This window comes from Pseudomonas coronafaciens pv. oryzae str. 1_6 (assembly GCF_000156995.2).
GTDB classification, from domain to species: Bacteria; Pseudomonadota; Gammaproteobacteria; order Pseudomonadales; family Pseudomonadaceae; genus Aquipseudomonas; species Aquipseudomonas tremae.
Genome location: NZ_CP046035.1, coordinates 879,888 through 896,811, shown reverse-complemented (window position 1 = coordinate 896,811; position 16,924 = coordinate 879,888). Strand labels below are relative to the sequence as shown.

Annotated in this window: 15 protein-coding genes; 9 read left to right on the top strand and 6 right to left on the bottom strand. The window is 59.4% G+C overall.

Features of this window, described 5'->3' with window-relative positions; genetic code table 11:
* The first annotated feature begins 2 nt into the window (after positions 1-2).
* The 3 genes from POR16_RS03955 to POR16_RS03945 all read left to right on the top strand — a co-directional run bounded on the left by POR16_RS03955 (position 3) and on the right by POR16_RS03945 (position 3,523).
* Entirely contained in the window at positions 3-995 is a 993-nt protein-coding gene (locus tag POR16_RS03955; protein ID WP_005894287.1) for a response regulator transcription factor, read from the top strand.
* Between the two features lie 93 nt (positions 996-1,088).
* Positions 1,089-2,024, top strand: a complete 936-nt coding sequence (locus POR16_RS03950) for a SphA family protein (protein ID WP_042932739.1) — start codon at positions 1,089-1,091, stop codon at positions 2,022-2,024.
* A gap of 47 nt (positions 2,025-2,071) precedes the next feature.
* Positions 2,072-3,523, top strand: a complete 1,452-nt coding sequence (locus POR16_RS03945; protein WP_005894289.1) for an amidase — start codon at positions 2,072-2,074, stop codon at positions 3,521-3,523.
* A 74-nt stretch (positions 3,524-3,597) separates the two neighbouring features.
* On the opposite strand, the gene POR16_RS03940 is transcribed toward POR16_RS03945, so the two are convergent.
* On the bottom strand, positions 3,598-6,339 hold the full coding sequence (locus tag POR16_RS03940; RefSeq protein WP_162010122.1) for a HopW family type III effector protein: 2,742 nt from the start codon (positions 6,337-6,339) through the stop codon (positions 3,598-3,600).
* Positions 6,340-6,685: 346 nt separating this feature from the next.
* Here POR16_RS03940 and glyA point away from each other — a divergent pair, with 346 nt between their 5' ends.
* On the top strand, positions 6,686-7,939 hold the full coding sequence (gene glyA, locus POR16_RS03935) for a serine hydroxymethyltransferase (protein WP_005894291.1): 1,254 nt from the start codon (positions 6,686-6,688) through the stop codon (positions 7,937-7,939).
* Between the two features lie 108 nt (positions 7,940-8,047).
* Here glyA and yjiA read toward each other — a convergent pair whose 3' ends face one another.
* From yjiA to POR16_RS03920, 3 genes are all read right to left on the bottom strand, one after another.
* Positions 8,048-9,025 carry a GTPase gene (gene yjiA / locus POR16_RS03930; RefSeq protein ID WP_005894293.1) on the bottom strand — a complete coding sequence of 326 codons (978 nt, stop codon included), beginning with the start codon at positions 9,023-9,025 and terminating at the stop codon, positions 8,048-8,050.
* A gap of 95 nt (positions 9,026-9,120) precedes the next feature.
* Positions 9,121-9,318 (bottom strand): YbdD/YjiX family protein, encoded by a 198-nt coding sequence (locus tag POR16_RS03925; protein ID WP_002555232.1) that lies wholly within the window; start codon positions 9,316-9,318, stop codon positions 9,121-9,123.
* Between the two features lie 27 nt (positions 9,319-9,345).
* Entirely contained in the window at positions 9,346-11,421 is a 2,076-nt protein-coding gene (locus POR16_RS03920; RefSeq protein WP_005894294.1) for a carbon starvation CstA family protein, read from the bottom strand.
* Between the two features lie 284 nt (positions 11,422-11,705).
* Here POR16_RS03920 and POR16_RS03915 point away from each other — a divergent pair, with 284 nt between their 5' ends.
* Complete coding sequence (locus POR16_RS03915) at positions 11,706-12,080, top strand: PilZ domain-containing protein (RefSeq protein ID WP_005894295.1); 375 nt, start codon at positions 11,706-11,708, stop codon at positions 12,078-12,080.
* Between the two features lie 13 nt (positions 12,081-12,093).
* Here the strand turns inward: POR16_RS03915 and radA are convergent, their stop codons facing one another.
* On the bottom strand, positions 12,094-13,461 hold the full coding sequence (gene radA / locus POR16_RS03910) for a DNA repair protein RadA (RefSeq protein WP_003381736.1): 1,368 nt from the start codon (positions 13,459-13,461) through the stop codon (positions 12,094-12,096).
* Between radA and POR16_RS03905 the strand changes: the two genes are divergently transcribed.
* Both POR16_RS03905 and mscL read left to right on the top strand, forming a co-directional pair.
* Positions 13,460-13,642: a hypothetical protein gene (locus POR16_RS03905; protein WP_144106539.1), complete on the top strand. Its 183-nt coding sequence runs from the start codon at positions 13,460-13,462 to the stop codon at positions 13,640-13,642. The two genes, radA and POR16_RS03905, sit on opposite strands and share 2 nt — an antisense overlap.
* Before the next feature lie 13 nt (positions 13,643-13,655).
* Positions 13,656-14,102, top strand: a complete 447-nt coding sequence (gene mscL, locus POR16_RS03900; RefSeq protein ID WP_005894296.1) for a large-conductance mechanosensitive channel protein MscL — start codon at positions 13,656-13,658, stop codon at positions 14,100-14,102.
* Positions 14,103-14,274: 172 nt separating this feature from the next.
* Here mscL and POR16_RS03895 read toward each other — a convergent pair whose 3' ends face one another.
* The gene (locus POR16_RS03895) at positions 14,275-15,051 is read right to left on the bottom strand and encodes a ferredoxin--NADP reductase (protein WP_005894297.1); all 777 of its coding nucleotides are present in this window, start codon (positions 15,049-15,051) and stop codon (positions 14,275-14,277) included.
* 336 nt (positions 15,052-15,387) lie between these two features.
* On the opposite strand from POR16_RS03895, the gene POR16_RS03890 reads away from it, so the two are divergent.
* Together POR16_RS03890 and POR16_RS03885 are read left to right on the top strand one after the other, a co-directional pair.
* Positions 15,388-15,621 carry a response regulator transcription factor gene (locus POR16_RS03890; RefSeq protein ID WP_005894298.1) on the top strand — a complete coding sequence of 78 codons (234 nt, stop codon included), beginning with the start codon at positions 15,388-15,390 and terminating at the stop codon, positions 15,619-15,621.
* 128 nt (positions 15,622-15,749) lie between these two features.
* Positions 15,750-16,874, top strand: coding sequence for a methyltransferase (locus POR16_RS03885; RefSeq protein WP_005894300.1), 1,125 nt, complete (start codon positions 15,750-15,752; stop codon positions 16,872-16,874).
* The last annotated feature ends 50 nt before the right edge of the window (positions 16,875-16,924 follow it).

The window sequence follows — 16,924 nt, the reverse complement described above, 5'->3', positions numbered from 1 at the left end:
GCATGGTCGACGAGATAACATCCCTGAACAGTGTTTCCTGTCAGGTCATAGACGCCTTGAACACGGTAATTCTTGAACTACAGACCGGGGTTCGCAGCGCATCGATCTCAACGTTTCACCAGCAGGCGCTTGCGCAGGTAAACACCCTGGTGTCATTCGACAAGGCCTGGTGGGGCCGATCTGCCTGGCGTGACAACTGGCCTGTCGAGCACAGTTCTTTTTTGCTGGGCCTGTCTTCCGATTACCCGGCCGAGTGGGAGAAACTCAAGACCGAAGATGCCAGCCTCGGCAAAATGCACATGAACCGGGGCATCTGTGAGGTCATTCACTGTGTTGCACCAGACGCACCTGCAGCGCTTGCCGGACTCGGCCGCCGTTACGATCTATCGTTCGCACTGGGCATTGTGCTGACAGACCCTCACACACAACTGGGCGTCCATTTGACGCTGTTCCGCTCGGAAGACGGTGAACCCTTTTCACCCCTGGAAAAACGCTTGGTCGAGTGGTTGATGCCGCATCTGATAGCCGCCGAACAGGCAAGTTATCTCAGAACACTCGTCACCCTGAGGGAAACTCAAGGGGCCTGCGACGAGACGGCGATGGCCGTAAGCGATCGTTACGGCGTGCTGCTTTCGATGGAGCCTGCGTTTTCTTCGATGCTGAACCCGGAATGGCCTGACAGGCCGTCCAATCGTCTGCCAGGACAGGTCTGCCCTGAAAAAGGCTACCTGAGCCAGAACCTTCAGATCACCGCCCAACCCATAGACGACCTTGTACTGCTGACGGCTCGCCGACGCAGCACCCTGGAACTGTTGAGCCAGCGAGAACTTCAGGTCGCACAAGGCTTTGCGGTCGGACAAACCTACAAGGAAGTCGCCCGCACGATCGGTGTTTCTCCCTGCACCGTCCGCCATCACCTGAGAAAGATATACAACAAGCTGGGTGTCACCCGTAAAGCGCAGATCACTCAGTTACTGCATTTGACTGACGGCTGACGTCAGGCACTTAACCCCCGTCGAAATGTTCAATAACGGCCACCCTGCCAGGGAGGCACGTGTTCGCCCATAAAAATAACAAGGCGCATTCCAATGTCATTAAAAAAGCGGATCCTTACAGCGTCAGGACTTGTCATTCTGATCTTTGCACTGGCGCCCGGAACCTACGCTACCGAGAACGCAGCCCCCACCACAGCGGCGGGGGTGTTCGACTTCGGGTCAGGGTTCATGCCACCGTCGACACCCAATGGCACCGTCGGAATGCGCGTCAGCAACTACCGGGCGAACGTCATCACCGACAGCAAAGGCAATAACAGCGGTAACGATTTCCATATCAACGTTCTGGCAATCGGCCTGGCTTACTTGCGCATGACCGGGCAAACGTTTCTGGGCGCCCGCTATGGCTTCGCTGCAGTGCCCGTGTTTTTCAAGATGGATGCAGACCTGGGCGTGAACGCCGGAGGTCAACGCGTCTTCAGCGACAGCGCATCGGTCTTTCGTCCCGCAGACCTGCAAGTGGTGCCGATTATTCTGGAATGGACGCCTGGCCCGGGCCTCGGTATCAATACCCAACTGATGATTCAGGCCCCTACCGGAGACTATGACAAGAACCGTCTGGTCAGCCCCGGAACCAACCACTGGACGCTCTCCCCCTTGCTGAATGCGACCTACATTTCACCCGGCGGATTTGAGGTTTCTTCCAGTTTTCAGATCGATATCAACGCGCGAAACCCCGACACCGACTACCGCAGCGGCGTCGAATATCGCCACGAGTTCGCGGTGGGTCAACACGTTGGCGACTGGACCCTGGGCATCGGCGGTTACTACTACAGACAACTCTCGGATGACGACGCGCCAGGACTGACTCGGGGCAACCGCGCCCGCGTAATCGCCGCAGGTCCCGCCGTGAGTTACTTCAAACCCGGTAGCGGTCTGCCTCCTGTGTGGCTGCACGCCTACAAGGAGTTCGATGCCCGCAATCGGGCCGAGGGCTACACCGTCGCGCTGCGCACCGGCATCAGTTTTTAAGTGGCGTACTCATCACGACCACCTGCTTTAACTCCTGGAGGCAATCAATGAAAGACCTGCACGAATTATTCAATACCCTGGATGGACGTGGCCTGGCAGCGCTGGTACGCAAAGGCGAAGTGAGCCCGAGTGAACTGCTGGAAACCGCAATCGCGCGGGTCGAACAGGTAGAACCCAGCCTGAATGCGGTCTGCGAAAAGCTCTATGAACAGGCGCGCGGTCAGGCGACCGAAAATAGCGTTCGACAGGGCGTTATGGCAGGGGTCCCTACCCTCGTGAAAGACATGTTCACCCCTATGGCAGGTGCGCGGATGACCTGTGGCTCACGCGCATTGGGCGAGTTCCGCTCGGACATCGACTGCGAAATCGTCAGCCGGCTGCGTCGCGCAGGATGCCAACTGATCGGGACCACCACTGCACCTGAGTTCGGCGTCTCTTACAGCACCGAATCGCAACGTTTCGGGGCGACCCGTAACCCGTGGAATCTGGATTACAGCGCGGGCGGCTCCAGTGGTGGTGCCGCAGCGCTGGTGGCAGCACGCGCCATCCCCTTCGCGCATGGCAACGACGGTGGCGGCTCCCTTCGCGTGCCGGCCTCCTGCTGCGGCGTATTCGGCTTCAAACCATCGCGTGGCCTGTTGCCTTCAGGCCCTATGGTCGGTGAAGGTTGGGCAGGACTGGGAACGGCGCATGCAATTACCCTGTCGGTAGGCGACAGCGCCGCCCTGCTCGATGCCACCGCAGGAATTGATTCAGGTGCTCCCTATGCGGCGCCCATGCCGCCAACCTCCTTCTCGCGGGCAGTAGAACGCGAACCCAAACGGCTGAAAATCGCCTTGATCTCGACCCTTTCGCCTTGGCATGCAGAACCGGAGGCCCTAGCTGCACTGCAGCACACCGCGGCCTTGCTGGAGTCGCTCGGCCATTACGTTGTGCCAACGACACTGCCGGTCAGGCTGCCTGAATTCCTCGATGCGACGTTCGACATCATCGGCTCCCACACCCAGGGCTACCTTGAGCTGCTCGGAAAAATGCGCGGTTTCCCGGTTGCCATGGACGAACTGGAGCCCCGCACCCGCGTCATTCTGCGCGAGCGTGGCCAACTGCCTGCGACACGCTACATTTCGGCAGTCGAATCAATGCATGCACTGGGCCGGGCCATGGCCGGCTTCTTCGAGGATTACGATATCGTCCTCACCCCGACGCTCAACCGCGCACCACCCCGACTCGGAGAACTGGCGTTCGACGACGACAGCCGTTCGCTGCAAGACTTCATTGCCCTTTCACACAGCTATTCGCCTTACACGGCGCTGTTCAATGCGACAGGGCAACCGGCCATGTCCGTGCCTCTTTACTGGACAGCCGATTCGCTACCTCTGGGTTCTCACTTCGCAGCCCGGTTTGGCGACGAACTGACCTTGTTGAGCCTTGCAGCTCAACTGGAACGCGCCCAACCGTGGGCAGCACGCAGGCCTCCTTGCAGTGCAAAAGGGGATTGATAAGGAGGGATTGTTGCCGGAGGCCAGGCGGGACTGCAGCCTAGGTCGCAGGCTGCAGTCTTCAGGCTAAGAACTTATGGCTCGCCAGCCGTTTCCTGTACAGGCTCCGGGTGCGCCCCGGTCATGTACCGGTAGCGGTCATAGAGGCTCGCCACTACTTGCCCACCGGCAACCCTGCCGGGAATTGCAGCCTGCAGAGAGCTGACCGCCCCCCCAAGACGTGAGATGCCGACGTAATTGCCGGCCCGGGACGCTGCCGCCTTGCCAGCCTGGTGCGCCGCCTTGCCCTTGTCAGTCAGGTAGCTCAACCCCTTGCCGGCTGCGGCGCCTGCCACTTCGCCAACCATACCGGGCAGCGTGAGGTTGGCTGCGGTCAGCACTGCGGCGCCCGAGGCGTAGCCTTTCAAACCCTTGTCGAGGAAATTCCAGGCTTTGTTGACGCCCAAAAACCCCGTCATCACCAAGTTAAGCCCGACGATTTCCTTGAAGACCTGAACCGCCTTTTGCATATCGACTTCGGGATTCATGGCCAGTTTGAGCATCTCCGACACGCACCAGGCGCCGTCCGCCGCATAATCGGCTTTACCGACCATGCTTTTCATCAACATCACCAGCGCCGCACCGATACTCGCAGTGAGAGCAACCAGACCCAGCTTGGTGTAGAAATCAGGGTCCTCCTTGCGCTCGCTCGCAGGCAGTTCCAGCCCTGCACGCATGGCATCGGCGACTTCGAATGTAGCCCGGAACTCGCTGCTCTTGGAGCCGAGATACGTCAGGCTTGAATTCATGATGTCGGTGATGCTTTTGTCCTGCTTGTAAACCTCGGTCGCCACTTTCATCTGCTGAGCGAAATGCTCGCTGACGTCGAAGTGCTTGACCACGGCAAGGTGATCTTCTTCCGAGATGTTCGCGTCCCCGGTGTCTTGCTTTGACTTGCTCTTCACCATCTTGAAAGCGGCTGCAATCGACTCGCGGTTGAACACGCCCAGCGTGGCCGCGCCGGACGCGACAGCCGTTGCGATACCAAAGCCGACCTGATCCAGCAGGTGTTCGTTTTTGGCGAAAGTGGGCTGCGCCACGATGGCGTTGGACAGCAACGTGACGAAGTAGCGGTTGAGGCCGTGATCGACGTTGGTCCGCGCGTTGGTCAGCTCGTTCATCATCAGGCCGGCCATGAACACGGCGTTCTTGGTGTAGTGTGCAACCAGCGATGAGCTGTAGGAGTTGTCATTGCTGACGAACGCCACGGCCAGAGGCAAGGGGGCCAGCGCGAGCAGCATCGCCGGGCTTGCGCCAACGCGGCTGATCAACGAGGCGCCATTCTTGAGCGTGCCCAGTTCGGCATTCATGCTTTTATTGAGGCTGAGCAACTCCTCACGCACGTGGGATGGCAGCCCCGAGCGCTGCAATACCTCAGGCAACTTTTCGTTGTGAGCGCGCCAGGCGTCGAGTTGTCCCTGCGCGTTGGCCTGAACGATTGCGCCAAGCATGTCGTGCTCTGCCTCGGTCAGCGCAGACGATGGTTTTTCCAACAGCGGCTTCAACACGTCGGATGTCGTGGTACTCGCCTTCGGTAACTCATCGAGTTCGGCCAGTTGTTCCTCGGTCAACACCAGCGTGCCTGCGGCCAGCGCCAGCCGCAGTTTTTCATCGAACCCCATGCCGCGCTGGGCCTCGATGTTTTCTTCAGAGGCGACAGGCAATGGTGTTTCGCTGACGATGTTGCGCTGCTCCTGAGTGAGGTGGAGCACATGCCTGTTCAGAAAGGCATGCATCTGATCGGGCGACAGGTGCGGCGCCGGGGTGCGCATCAGGGCCAGCAAGCCCTTGTCATCCATCGGCGCCAACGCCCCGTAGGCATCGAACTTGCGCACCAGATTGCCGCCGGCCATAAGCAGTGCCTGGCTTCGCGTCAGCCTTGGCTCGGCGGGCTCGACAGGCTCCTCACTGTGCACTGATGCCTCTTCGGGTTCACTGGAGATTTCCTGCAACTGCGGCAAAAGATCGTGTACGCGTAATTGCTGCAGCAGCTCCCCGGCCACCTCCGCCAACTCCTGCAGCGCGTTGCGGGCAGACACGTCCGGGCAGTTTTCTGTCAGTGCCTGCAAGGCGCCAGGCAATCCCTCAAGGCTTTTGAGCGTATCGGCATGCGAGCGCAACAGACCGACGGTTTCTGCGGATTGATGCTGAAGGTTGTTAATCAACTCAAGCGCACGATGTTTGGTCGTCTGAACGAAACTGCTGAAGAGCGCGTACGACAAGGCATTGGTGGGCTTTGCGGCCAGAGACTCGGGTTCCAGATGGGCCAGCGCCAGCAGATCCGGGACCGCTAGCGCCAAGGCAGGCGTCCGGGTGGTCAAACAGGCGAGAGACTGATGCAGCCGCGCCGTGCTGAGCCCTTCAAGGGCCTGGGCCAGCGACGCGTGGGATGCGCTGGACCCGGGCTTATCGAACAGACTTTTAGTGCAATGATCAAGCACATTTTTCAGCGCTGGCTGCTGATCTTCGCTTGCCAGCTGATGCCAGCCCTGCTCAGTCATGGCGACCTCCGCGAGGTCCTGCCCGAGCTGGGCAACATCGGGCCAGGACGGGTGTGTCTTGCCCAGTTCACGCTGGAGATTAGACAACAGGCGCACAGGGTCCTGCACCGGCACAGCGGAAGTGCGACCAAATGCCACGGCCAGCTCGCCGGAGGCGACAAAGGCCGTGGTACGAGCCTGTTGCGGGGTTTGCTCACAGCTGCTGGCGGCATCGGAGGACGCCGGGGCGGCGTCCGGTAATGAGGAATGAGAGGAGCGCGTGATCTGAGAGGGCATCATGGGCGTTTTCCCTGTGGTTAGTGGGTACAAGCAATTGACCGACTAAGTGGCATCCGACCCGCAACGGTTCCCGGCAGCCAAGGAAGAGTCGACGCATGGCCACTGAAATTTAGAGTGAATGTGCCGGGATCAAGCCAGGGATGACGCCATCGAACCGGGCAATCTCATGCGGGTGAGCCCCGCCCAGAGCAGGGCTTGCGCCTGCACAGTGGCAATGATTTCACGCCTTGCAGAGCGCAGCGTGAACGCTGTCACTGGTCAAGATGACTGCCTTTCATATGCCAGATAAAACCCGATGGGGTAGAATAGTCGCCTTTTCCGCCATGCCCCTTTGAGGACTGCCATGTTCAGCCGTGATTTGACTATCGCCAAGTACGACGCCGATCTGTTTGCCGCCATGGAGCAAGAAGCTCTGCGCCAGGAAGAACACATCGAGCTGATTGCCTCGGAAAACTACACCAGTCCGGCCGTCATGGAAGCTCAAGGCTCGGTCCTGACCAACAAGTACGCTGAAGGCTACCCAGGCAAGCGTTACTACGGCGGCTGCGAGTACGTCGACGTTATCGAGCAACTGGCCATCGACCGCGCCAAGGAGCTGTTCGGCGCCGATTACGCCAACGTTCAGCCACACGCAGGCTCGCAGGCCAACTCGGCTGTCTACCTGGCCCTGCTGCAAGGCGGCGACACCATTCTCGGCATGAGCCTGGCCCACGGTGGTCACTTGACCCACGGCGCCAGCGTTTCGTCCTCGGGCAAGCTGTACAACGCCGTCCAGTACGGCATCGATGCCAACGGCATGATCGACTACGACGAAGTCGAGCGCCTGGCTGTTGAACACAAGCCGAAAATGATCGTCGCCGGTTTCTCTGCCTACTCGCAGATCCTCGACTTCCCGCGCTTCCGCGCCATCGCCGACAAGGTCGGTGCCTACCTGTTCGTCGACATGGCTCACGTTGCCGGTCTGGTCGCAGCAGGCGTCTACCCGAACCCGGTGCCATTCGCCGACGTCGTGACCACTACCACGCACAAGACCCTGCGCGGTCCACGTGGCGGCCTGATTCTGGCTCGCGCCAACGCCGACATCGAGAAGAAGCTGAATTCAGCTGTATTCCCTGGCTCGCAGGGCGGCCCGCTGGAGCACGTCATCGCGGCCAAGGCGATCTGCTTCAAGGAAGCACTGCAACCCGAGTTCAAGGCTTACCAGCAACAGGTGGTCAAGAATGCCAAGGCGATGGCCGGTGTCTTCATCGAGCGCGGCTTCGACGTCGTGTCCGGCGGTACTGAAAACCACCTGTTCCTGCTGTCGCTGATCAAGCAGGACATCTCCGGTAAAGACGCAGACGCCGCACTGGGTCGCGCCTTCATCACCGTGAACAAGAACTCCGTACCGAACGACCCACGCTCCCCGTTCGTCACCTCCGGCCTGCGCTTCGGCACCCCGGCAGTGACCACTCGTGGCTTCAAGGAAACAGAGTGCAAGGAACTGGCTGGCTGGATCTGCGACATCCTGGCAGACCTGAACAACGAAGCAGTGATCGACGCTGTCCGTGAAAAGGTCAAGGCCATCTGCGCGAAGTTGCCGGTCTACGGCGCTTGATAGACTTCGTCTAGACGCAACACCGAAAAGCCCCGGTTCGTGAGAACCGGGGCTTTTTTTTGGGTGGTTCACTAGCGGAGGCAGCTACTCAGATCATAGCCAAATACCTTATGCACAAACCCTCTCGAACCCCGCTCGAATCTTCTCCTCCGGCAACTCATCGGCAATAAACACGATCACGCTCTCGCGCTGCTCGCCTTCAGCCCACTCGGTATCCCAGTCAAAGCCGTACAGTTTCAGCACCCCCTGAAACACCATTTTGCGCGGTTCGTCTTCGATGTTGAGCACGCCCTTGTAGCGCAACAACTGCTTGCCGTGGTCTTCCAGCAGTTCGTTCATGAACTCACTGAGACGGTCCAGGTTCAGGGGTTTGTCGCTGCGCAGGACCAGGCTGGTGATGCGGTCGCCGGAGTTGCCGACCGGGGCCAGTGGTCGCAAGACCATGCCGCCGCCGAGGTCGGCGTTGAGGTTGAAGCCACGCACGTCGAGCAGTTCGGCGAGGTCGATCTTGCCGTGGTCGACGATGCGTATCGGGGCGCGGCGGTTGATGCGCGCAAGACGCGCGCTGAGGGCATCGAAGGCTGCGTCGTCTACGAGGTCACGCTTACTGACCAACAGACGGTCGGCAAAGCCGATCTGTGCCTGGGCGATGGTTTGCGCCAGATGGGTATCTGCGTGGGCAGCGTCCACCAGGGTAATGATGCCGTCGAGGATATAACGCTCGCGCAGCTCTTCGTCGATGAAAAACGTCTGGGCGACCGGTGCCGGATCGGCCAGCCCGGTGCATTCGATCACCAACCGATCGAAAGCGATTTCGCCACTGTCCAGGCGCTCCAGCAGCAGATACAGCGCTTTGGTCAGGTCGGTGTGAATGGTGCAGCACACGCAGCCGTTGGACAGGGTCATGATCTGCACCGGGTCGGTGCCGAGCAACTGGCTGTCGATACCGGCATCGCTGAATTCGTTTTCGATTACCGCAATCTTCAGGCCGTGCTCGGCCTTGAGCAGATGGCGCAGCAAGGTGGTTTTGCCTGCGCCCAGAAAACCGGTCAGCACGGTCACGGGGATGGGTTGCAACTCAGTCATAAGGCTCCTGGCGTGATGCATTCAGCTGGAATGAAAACGCGCCACAGGTGATGGCCTGTGGCGCGTCGGGTCAGACAATAACGCAGATCAGCATATCAGCAGCACTTCGGCCCGCCCTTGCCGCCGTAACGTGCCTCTTGCCGCTCCCGAAAGAACTGCTCGTAGGTCATCATCGGCTTGTCCGGGTGGGTGTTCTGCATGTGCTCGACATACGTATCGTAGTCAGGCATGCCCACCATCAGGCGCGCGGCCTGACCGAGGTATTTGCCGAGGCGACTCAGGTCATTGAACATGGGCAAATCCTCTGTGGGTGAACATCATCACACCTGCGGCGCTGGCGGCATGGCCTGATAAGGAGCTTCCTTGTCGGAGCGCTCCTTGGTCGTCCACGCCGCACGGCCTACTTTGATGGCATAGAACAGAATGCTGAACACCACAAACAGGAACAGCATGGTCAGCCCGGCGTTGGTGTAGGCGTTGAAGATCACATGTTGCATCTGGTCCATGGTCTTCGCCGGAGCCAGAATCTGACCGGCATCCGCAGCGGCGCTGTACTTCTTGGCCAGGGCCAGGAAGCCGACCGCTGGGTTGGCGTCGAACAGTTTGATCAGGCCAGCCGTCACGGTGCAGATCAGCAGCCAGACAGCAGGCAACATGGTGACCCAGACGTAGCGCTGACGCTTCATCTTGATCAGCACGACGCTGGCGAGCATCAGCGCGATACCGGCGAGCATCTGGTTGGAGATACCAAACAGCGGCCACAGGGTGTTGATGCCACCCAGCGGGTCGATCACGCCCTGATACAGCAGATACCCCCACAGGGCGACGCAACCACCTGTACCGATGGCGTTGGCGGTCCAGGATTCGGTGCGTTTCAGGGCTGGCACGAAGCTGCCCAGAAGGTCCTGCAGCATGAAGCGTCCGGCCCGTGTGCCGGCGTCGACAGCGGTGAGGATGAACAGCGCTTCAAACAGGATCGCGAAGTGGTACCAGAACGCCATGGTGTTCTCGCCCGGCAATACCTGATGGAGAATCTGCGCGATACCGACCGCCAGGGTAGGCGCACCACCGGCGCGGGCCAGAATGGTGTTTTCGCCGATGTCTTTGGCGACCGCTGTCAGTTGTTCGGGCGTGATGGCGAAGCCCCAGCTGGAAACCGTCTGCGCGACCGTCACCACATCGCTGCCAACCACGGCAGCCGGGCTGTTCATCGCAAAATAGACACCTGGTTCGATGACCGAAGCGGCGACCATCGCCATGATCGCCACGAATGACTCCATCAGCATGCCGCCGTAGCCGATGTAACGGGCATTCTTTTCGTTATCCAGCAGCTTGGGCGTGGTACCCGAAGAGATCAGCGCGTGGAAACCCGACACCGCGCCGCAGGCGATGGTGATGAACAGGAACGGGAACAGCGCGCCTTTCCAGACCGGGCCGGTGCCATCGGTGAACTGGGTCAGGGCCGGCATTTTCAGCTCGGGGGCCAGAATCAGGATACCGATTGCCAAGGCCAGAATTGTGCCGATCTTGAGGAAGGTCGACAGGTAGTCACGTGGCGCCAGCAGCAGCCAGACCGGCAGCATGGCTGCGACGAAACCGTAGCCCACCAGCATCCAGGTGATCTGTATGCCGGTGAAGGTGAACATCGGCCCCCAGGTCGGATCAGCCGCTACCGCACCGCCGACCCAGATCGAACCCAGCAGCAGAATGACACCGACAATAGAGATTTCTCCAATGCGTCCCGGACGGATGTAGCGCATGTAAATGCCCATGAACATTGCAATCGGAATCGTCGCCATGACCGTGAACATGCCCCAAGGGCTTTCGGCCAGCGCCTTGACCACAATCAGCGCCAGCACCGCAAGGATGATGATCATGATCAGGAAGCAGCCGAACAAGGCGATGGTACCGGGAATGCGGCCCATTTCCTCGCGAACCATGTCGCCCAGCGAGCGACCGTCGCGGCGCGTGGACAGGAACAGAATCATGAAATCCTGCACCGCTCCTGCCAGCACCACACCGGCGATCAGCCAGAGCGTACCGGGCAGATAGCCCATTTGCGCGGCCAGCACCGGCCCGACCAGCGGCCCCGCGCCAGCGATGGCGGCAAAGTGGTGACCAAACAGGATATGTTTGTTGGTCGGCACGTAGTCCAGACCATCGTTATTGACCACCGCCGGCGTGGCACGCAGCGGATCGAGCTGCATGACGTGCGTGGCGATGAAAAGACTGTAGTAACGATAAGCAACCAGATAGATAGCCACCGCAGCAACCACTATCCACAAGGCATTGATCGCCTCTCCGCGACGCAAGGCCACGACCCCAAGAGCACATGCTCCGACAATTGCAACGATGAGCCAAGGAACGTGGCGCATCAGGCTATTATTATTTTTCATTTTTTATTCCAGCAGAGTTGACTAGAAGGCAAGCAGTGCGAGTTTAGCGTCGGATCCACGAAAGACCACCCCCAACCAAGGTCTAGGTCGAAAAATGATCAATTGCGGCAGATACCCGGCATAGAGGGCTGGAATGGCCTCAAGAGATGGTGGCCGGATCACAAAACGGCAAGGAGGAACTGTTCTGCCATTGCTTTCCGGTCTATCGTGCAGAGACGAAAGAATTGCTCGGAAAACAACCTGCCCGCTGACTGGTTTCAACGGGCGACAAGAGAGTTAACCCGATGACCGACTCACCCGAAGATCGCCGTCGTTTCAAACGCATTGCCTTTGATGCCAAGACCGATCTGAAGCAAGGCGACAAAAGCTGGAAAGTGAAACTGGTCGACCTGTCCCTCAAAGGGTTGCTGATCGAACGGCCTGATCCTTGGAACGGTGATCCGACGCAACCCTTTGAAGTCGACATCATTCTAAGCAACGATGCCCACGTGAAAATGGATGCCGAAGTCACCCATGACAACAACCGGCAACTGGGGTTTGTTTGCCGGCATATAGGGCTGGAGTCGATCAGCTACCTGAGGCGGCTGGTCGAATTGAACCTCGGCGACCCCGAGGAACTCGATCGGGAACTGGCGGCCTTGATCGAGTTGTACGAATAACCCCAAGGGAGGGTTACTCGAACAGCGCATCCAAAGCCTGCTCCAGGCGCGTGACAGCAATGATTTGCAAGCCGGGAGGTGCTTCTTTCGGCGCATTGCCTTTCGGCACGATGGCCCGTTTGAAACCGTGCTTGGCGGCCTCCTTGAGGCGCTCCTGACCACTGGGCACGGGCCTGACCTCACCCGACAACCCCACTTCGCCAAACACCAGCAGGTCATGCGGCAGAGGCCTATTGCGCAGGCTGGACATGACCGCGGCCATCAAGGCCAGGTCTGATGCGGTCTCGAGCACCTTCACGCCCCCCACCACGTTGAGGAACACGTCCTGATCGTGGGTCGGAATGCCGCCATGCCGGTGCAATACGGCCAATAGCATCGCCAGACGGTTTTGATCGAGCCCCAGTGTCACCCGGCGCGGATTGGACATGTGGCTGTCATCCACCAGTGCCTGGACTTCCACCAGCATGGGTCGCGTACCTTCCCACGTAGCCATGACCACGCTGCCCGGTACTTCTTCCTGAGCACGGGTCAGGAAAATCGCCGACGGATTGGAGACTTCCTTCAAGCCCTTGTCGGTCATGCCGAACACGCCCAGCTCGTTCACGGCACCGAAGCGATTCTTCACGGCCCGCAACAGGCGCAGACGGCCGTCCGACTCGCCTTCGAAATACAACACGGTGTCGACCATGTGCTCCAGCACGCGTGGACCGGCCAGCGCGCCTTCCTTGGTGACGTGACCCACCAGAAAGATCGCGGTGCCGCTTTGTTTGGCGTAGCGCACCAGCAAGGCAGCGCTTTCACGAACCTGCGATACGCCACCCGGTGCGGATTGCAACTGTTCGGTAAAGATCGTCTGGATCGAGTCGATCACCATCACTTTCGGCTTTTCGACCTTGGCTGTGGCAATGATCGTCTCGATGCAGGTTTCGGTCATGACGCGCAGTTTGTCCTGCGGCAGGCCCAGACGGCGGGCGCGCATGGCCACTTGCTGTTGGGATTCCTCACCAGTGACATACAGGGCAGGCATGCGTTGCGCAATGTTGCACAGTGTCTGAAGCAGAATGGTTGATTTACCGATGCCAGGATCACCGCCGATCAACACCACCGAGCCGTCTACCAGACCGCCACCGAGCACGCGATCCAGCTCGGCGGAGTTGGTGGAGAAACGCGGGATCTCTTCGACGCTGACTTCCGCCAGGGTTCTGATCTGCGCCTGCGAACCGGTCCAGCCCGTGCGTCCACTGGGGGGCGCAGCGGCACCACTCTCAATCATGGTTTCGACCAGTGTGTTCCAGGCGCCGCAATCAGCGCACTGGCCCGCCCACTTGGGAAACGTCGCGCCACACTCGGTGCAGCCGTACAAGCGTTTGGCCTTGGCCATGACAACCCCAGTCGTGAAAAACGCCCATCATAGCGCAGGTTTCGGTACCCGCTACTCGCTCGGCGAAGCACAGGTTTCAAAACCGGATAAAACTTACGCAGGCGGCTCCGGTCGATTAAACGTGGTTCAAGCGGCAACACTACGGCTGGGCTACACTCTTCTGGATCAATTTTATCTGTAACAAGGAATTACCCATGAGCGTACTTAGCGAGTTCAAGGCCTTTGCGGTCAAAGGTAACGTGGTCGATATGGCCGTCGGTATCATCATTGGCGCGGCATTCGGCAAGATCGTTTCGTCGTTCGTCGGCGATGTCATCATGCCGCCGTTAGGCCTGTTGATCGGCGGAGTGGACTTCAGTGACCTGGCCGTCACCCTGCGTCCAGCACAGGGCACAGCGCCCGCAGTACTGCTGGCGTATGGCAAGTTCATCCAGACCATCATCGACTTCATCATTGTCGCGTTCGCGATCTTCATGGGCGTTAAGGCGATCAATCGCCTGAAACGCGAAGAAGCCAAGGCGCCTACCCTGCCGCCAACGCCTTCCAGGCAGGAAGTTCTGCTGAGCGAGATTCGCGACCTGCTGAAGGAACAGAACAAGCCGGCAGAACCCGTCACCGTGGACCCTGCACGCCCACTCTGATTGTGGGTTTGAAACACGAGCTTGTGTTTGTGGGGCGTGGGAGTATCAGAAGGTTACGATAGCTGCGATGGGCTGCGAAGCGGCCCTGAAGCAGCTTGCTGCCGGTTCCCGGCATATCGCGGACGAGTCCGCTCCTACGATCCTTGGGGATTGTGGACGAGCGAAGCGTCGTCTACCAATACGTCTCGACTGCCACCTGCCCTGGCTTACGTGACAGGCTCAGGCGCATGTCGCGCTGTTTGAGAATCGCTCGTGTGTCATCGATCATCTGCGGATTACCACATAACATTACGCGCGAATGCTCTGGCGTGAGGGCAATTCCGGCGGCGCGCTCCAGTTCTCCGTTGTCGATCAGTTGCGTGATGCGTCCATTCAATGCGCCCGGATGCTGCTCGCGGGTTACCGTGGGCAGAAACAGAAACTTGTCCGCGTACTCAGCCAGATACTCACGCTGCATCAGCTCGGCAATCAGCTGCTGATAGGCCAGCTCGCGGGACTCGCGCACGCTGTAGACAAGGATCACCCGCTCGAACTTCTCCCAGACTTCGAAATCCTGAAGGATCGACAGAAAAGGCGCGACGCCTGTGCCTGTAGACAACAGCCACAGGTCACGGCCATCAACAAATCGATCCAGCGTCAGGTAACCAAATGCCTGCTTTTCCACCATCAGGGTGTCGCCTTCGCGCAGGCGGTTCAGCTCGCTGGTGAACTCGCCGTCGGGCACCACGATGGAGAAGAACTCCAGAAACTCGTCGTAGGGTGAAGACACCATCGAATAGGCACGCCACACGGTCGTGCCATCGGCCTTGGTCACGCCAAGCCGCGCAAACTGGCCGGCACGAAAGCGAAAACCCGGATCGCGTGTAGCGCGCAGGGTGAACAGGTTCTCGGTCAGCGGCGTGACACGCTGCAGTGTCTGTCGGGTGAACTTGTCATCACTGACGGTCATGGTGCGCTTTGAACTCCTGAATATGGAAAGCAGAACCCAGTGTCCCGCAAAGCCGTCGCGATAAACACCGGCTGTTTGTGATGATTTACCTCGAAACCGACCTGTCGGCTTAGAGCATTTGGTTCTCGAAGACTGCCTGAGCTGGCTGAACGGCTGCGCGACAAATTACCTGAACCGCTCTTGCACAAGGGTTACAGGGTAAAGACATATTTCGCGGTGCCAAGTGCCATCAGTCCATCCGTCAGCGCGCCTGCGCAGTCGGCGGGTTGCCGGTGATTTGTTCCTAGACTGGATAAGCGAACAGCAAGGTCTGGATACACACCGCAAGGAGGCTTCATGAACACCATGGAAATCAATTTTCTACAGCCCTCGCCAGCAAAGAACCTGACACAGAGAGAAATCGAAGTCCTCAAGTGGTCCGCAGAAGGGAAAACAGCTGGTGCCATTGCAATCATTCTTTGCCTGAAGGAGCGCACCATTCACTTTCACATCGCCAGTGCCATCCAAAAGATGGGCGTGTGCAACAAGACCGCCGCTGCTGTACGTGCTGCGATGAGCGGCATGTTCTGACAAAAACCGCCGTTGTTCAGCAATAGGCAGATATCTGTCGGAAAACTACGTAAAATCCCGGGTATCGGCGAGTCTGCCTGTCACAGGACTCGCTGATATACCTTCGATTGCACAGAGTTCTCCCGCCAATGCCCCTGCTCATCAGTCCCTTCGCTGAACTTGATCTCATCCGCCAGCCAGAGCAACAGGATGAGCCGCTGCAGGCATTCGATGCCGCTGACGAATACCTGCTCAGCCACGTTGCAGAGACCGGGCTGAGCCTTCAAAGCCGGGTGCTGGTGCTCAACGACAGCTTCGGCGCCCTTGCGGCGAGCCTCGCCCGCCACGCGACAGTGTCAAGCAGTACCGATTCGTACCTGGCGGCGCAAGGGCTGGAAAAGAACCTGGCACGCAACGGCATGGCCTATGACGCAGTGCCTCTGATACCAGCCAGCGAGCCACTGAACGGCCCGTTCGACTGGGTGCTCATCCGCGTCCCCAAGACCCTTGCCCTGCTGGAAGAGCAACTGATACGACTGCAAGGCCAACTGGCACCCGGCGCGCGGGTGATCGCTGCGGCGATGGTCAAGCATTTGCCGCGCTCGGCCGGAGACTTGCTGGAAGAGTATGTGGGGCCGGTGCAAGCCTCGCTGGCGGTGAAAAAAGCCCGATTGCTGTTTGTGACACCGCAGGCGCAGGAGGTGCAAGCCTCGCCCTACCCGACACGTTACCGGCTGGATGAACCGGCCATCGAACTGATCAACCACGCCAATGTGTTCTGTCGCGAGGGTCTGGATATCGGCACTCGGGCCTTTTTGCCTCAGCTGCCGAAGAACCTGGGCAGCTCGCGGGTTGCAGACCTGGGTTGCGGCAACGGGGTGCTGGCCATCGCCAGTGCGCTGGACAATCCCGATGCGCACTACACGCTGGTGGACGAGTCATACATGGCTGTGCAATCGGCTGCAGAAAACTGGCGGGCACAGTTGGGCGAGCGAGAAGCCGTCATCCGTGCAGGCGACGGGCTGGACGGCCAGGAACCTGACTCTCTGGATGTGGTGCTGTGCAATCCGCCGTTTCATCAGCAGCAGGTGGTAGGGGATTTCCTCGCCTGGCGCATGTTCCTCCAGGCGCGCGAGGCGTTGGTAACAGGTGGCGCACTGTATATCGTCGGTAATCGACATCTGGGTTATCACACCAAGCTGTCGCGCCTGTTCCGGGGTGTCGAGCAGGTTGCATCCACACCCAAGTTCGTCATCCTCAAGGCACGCAAGTAAGCCGCAGCACGCAAAAAAAGACCCTCTTGCCACACGAGCGGTGACAGAGG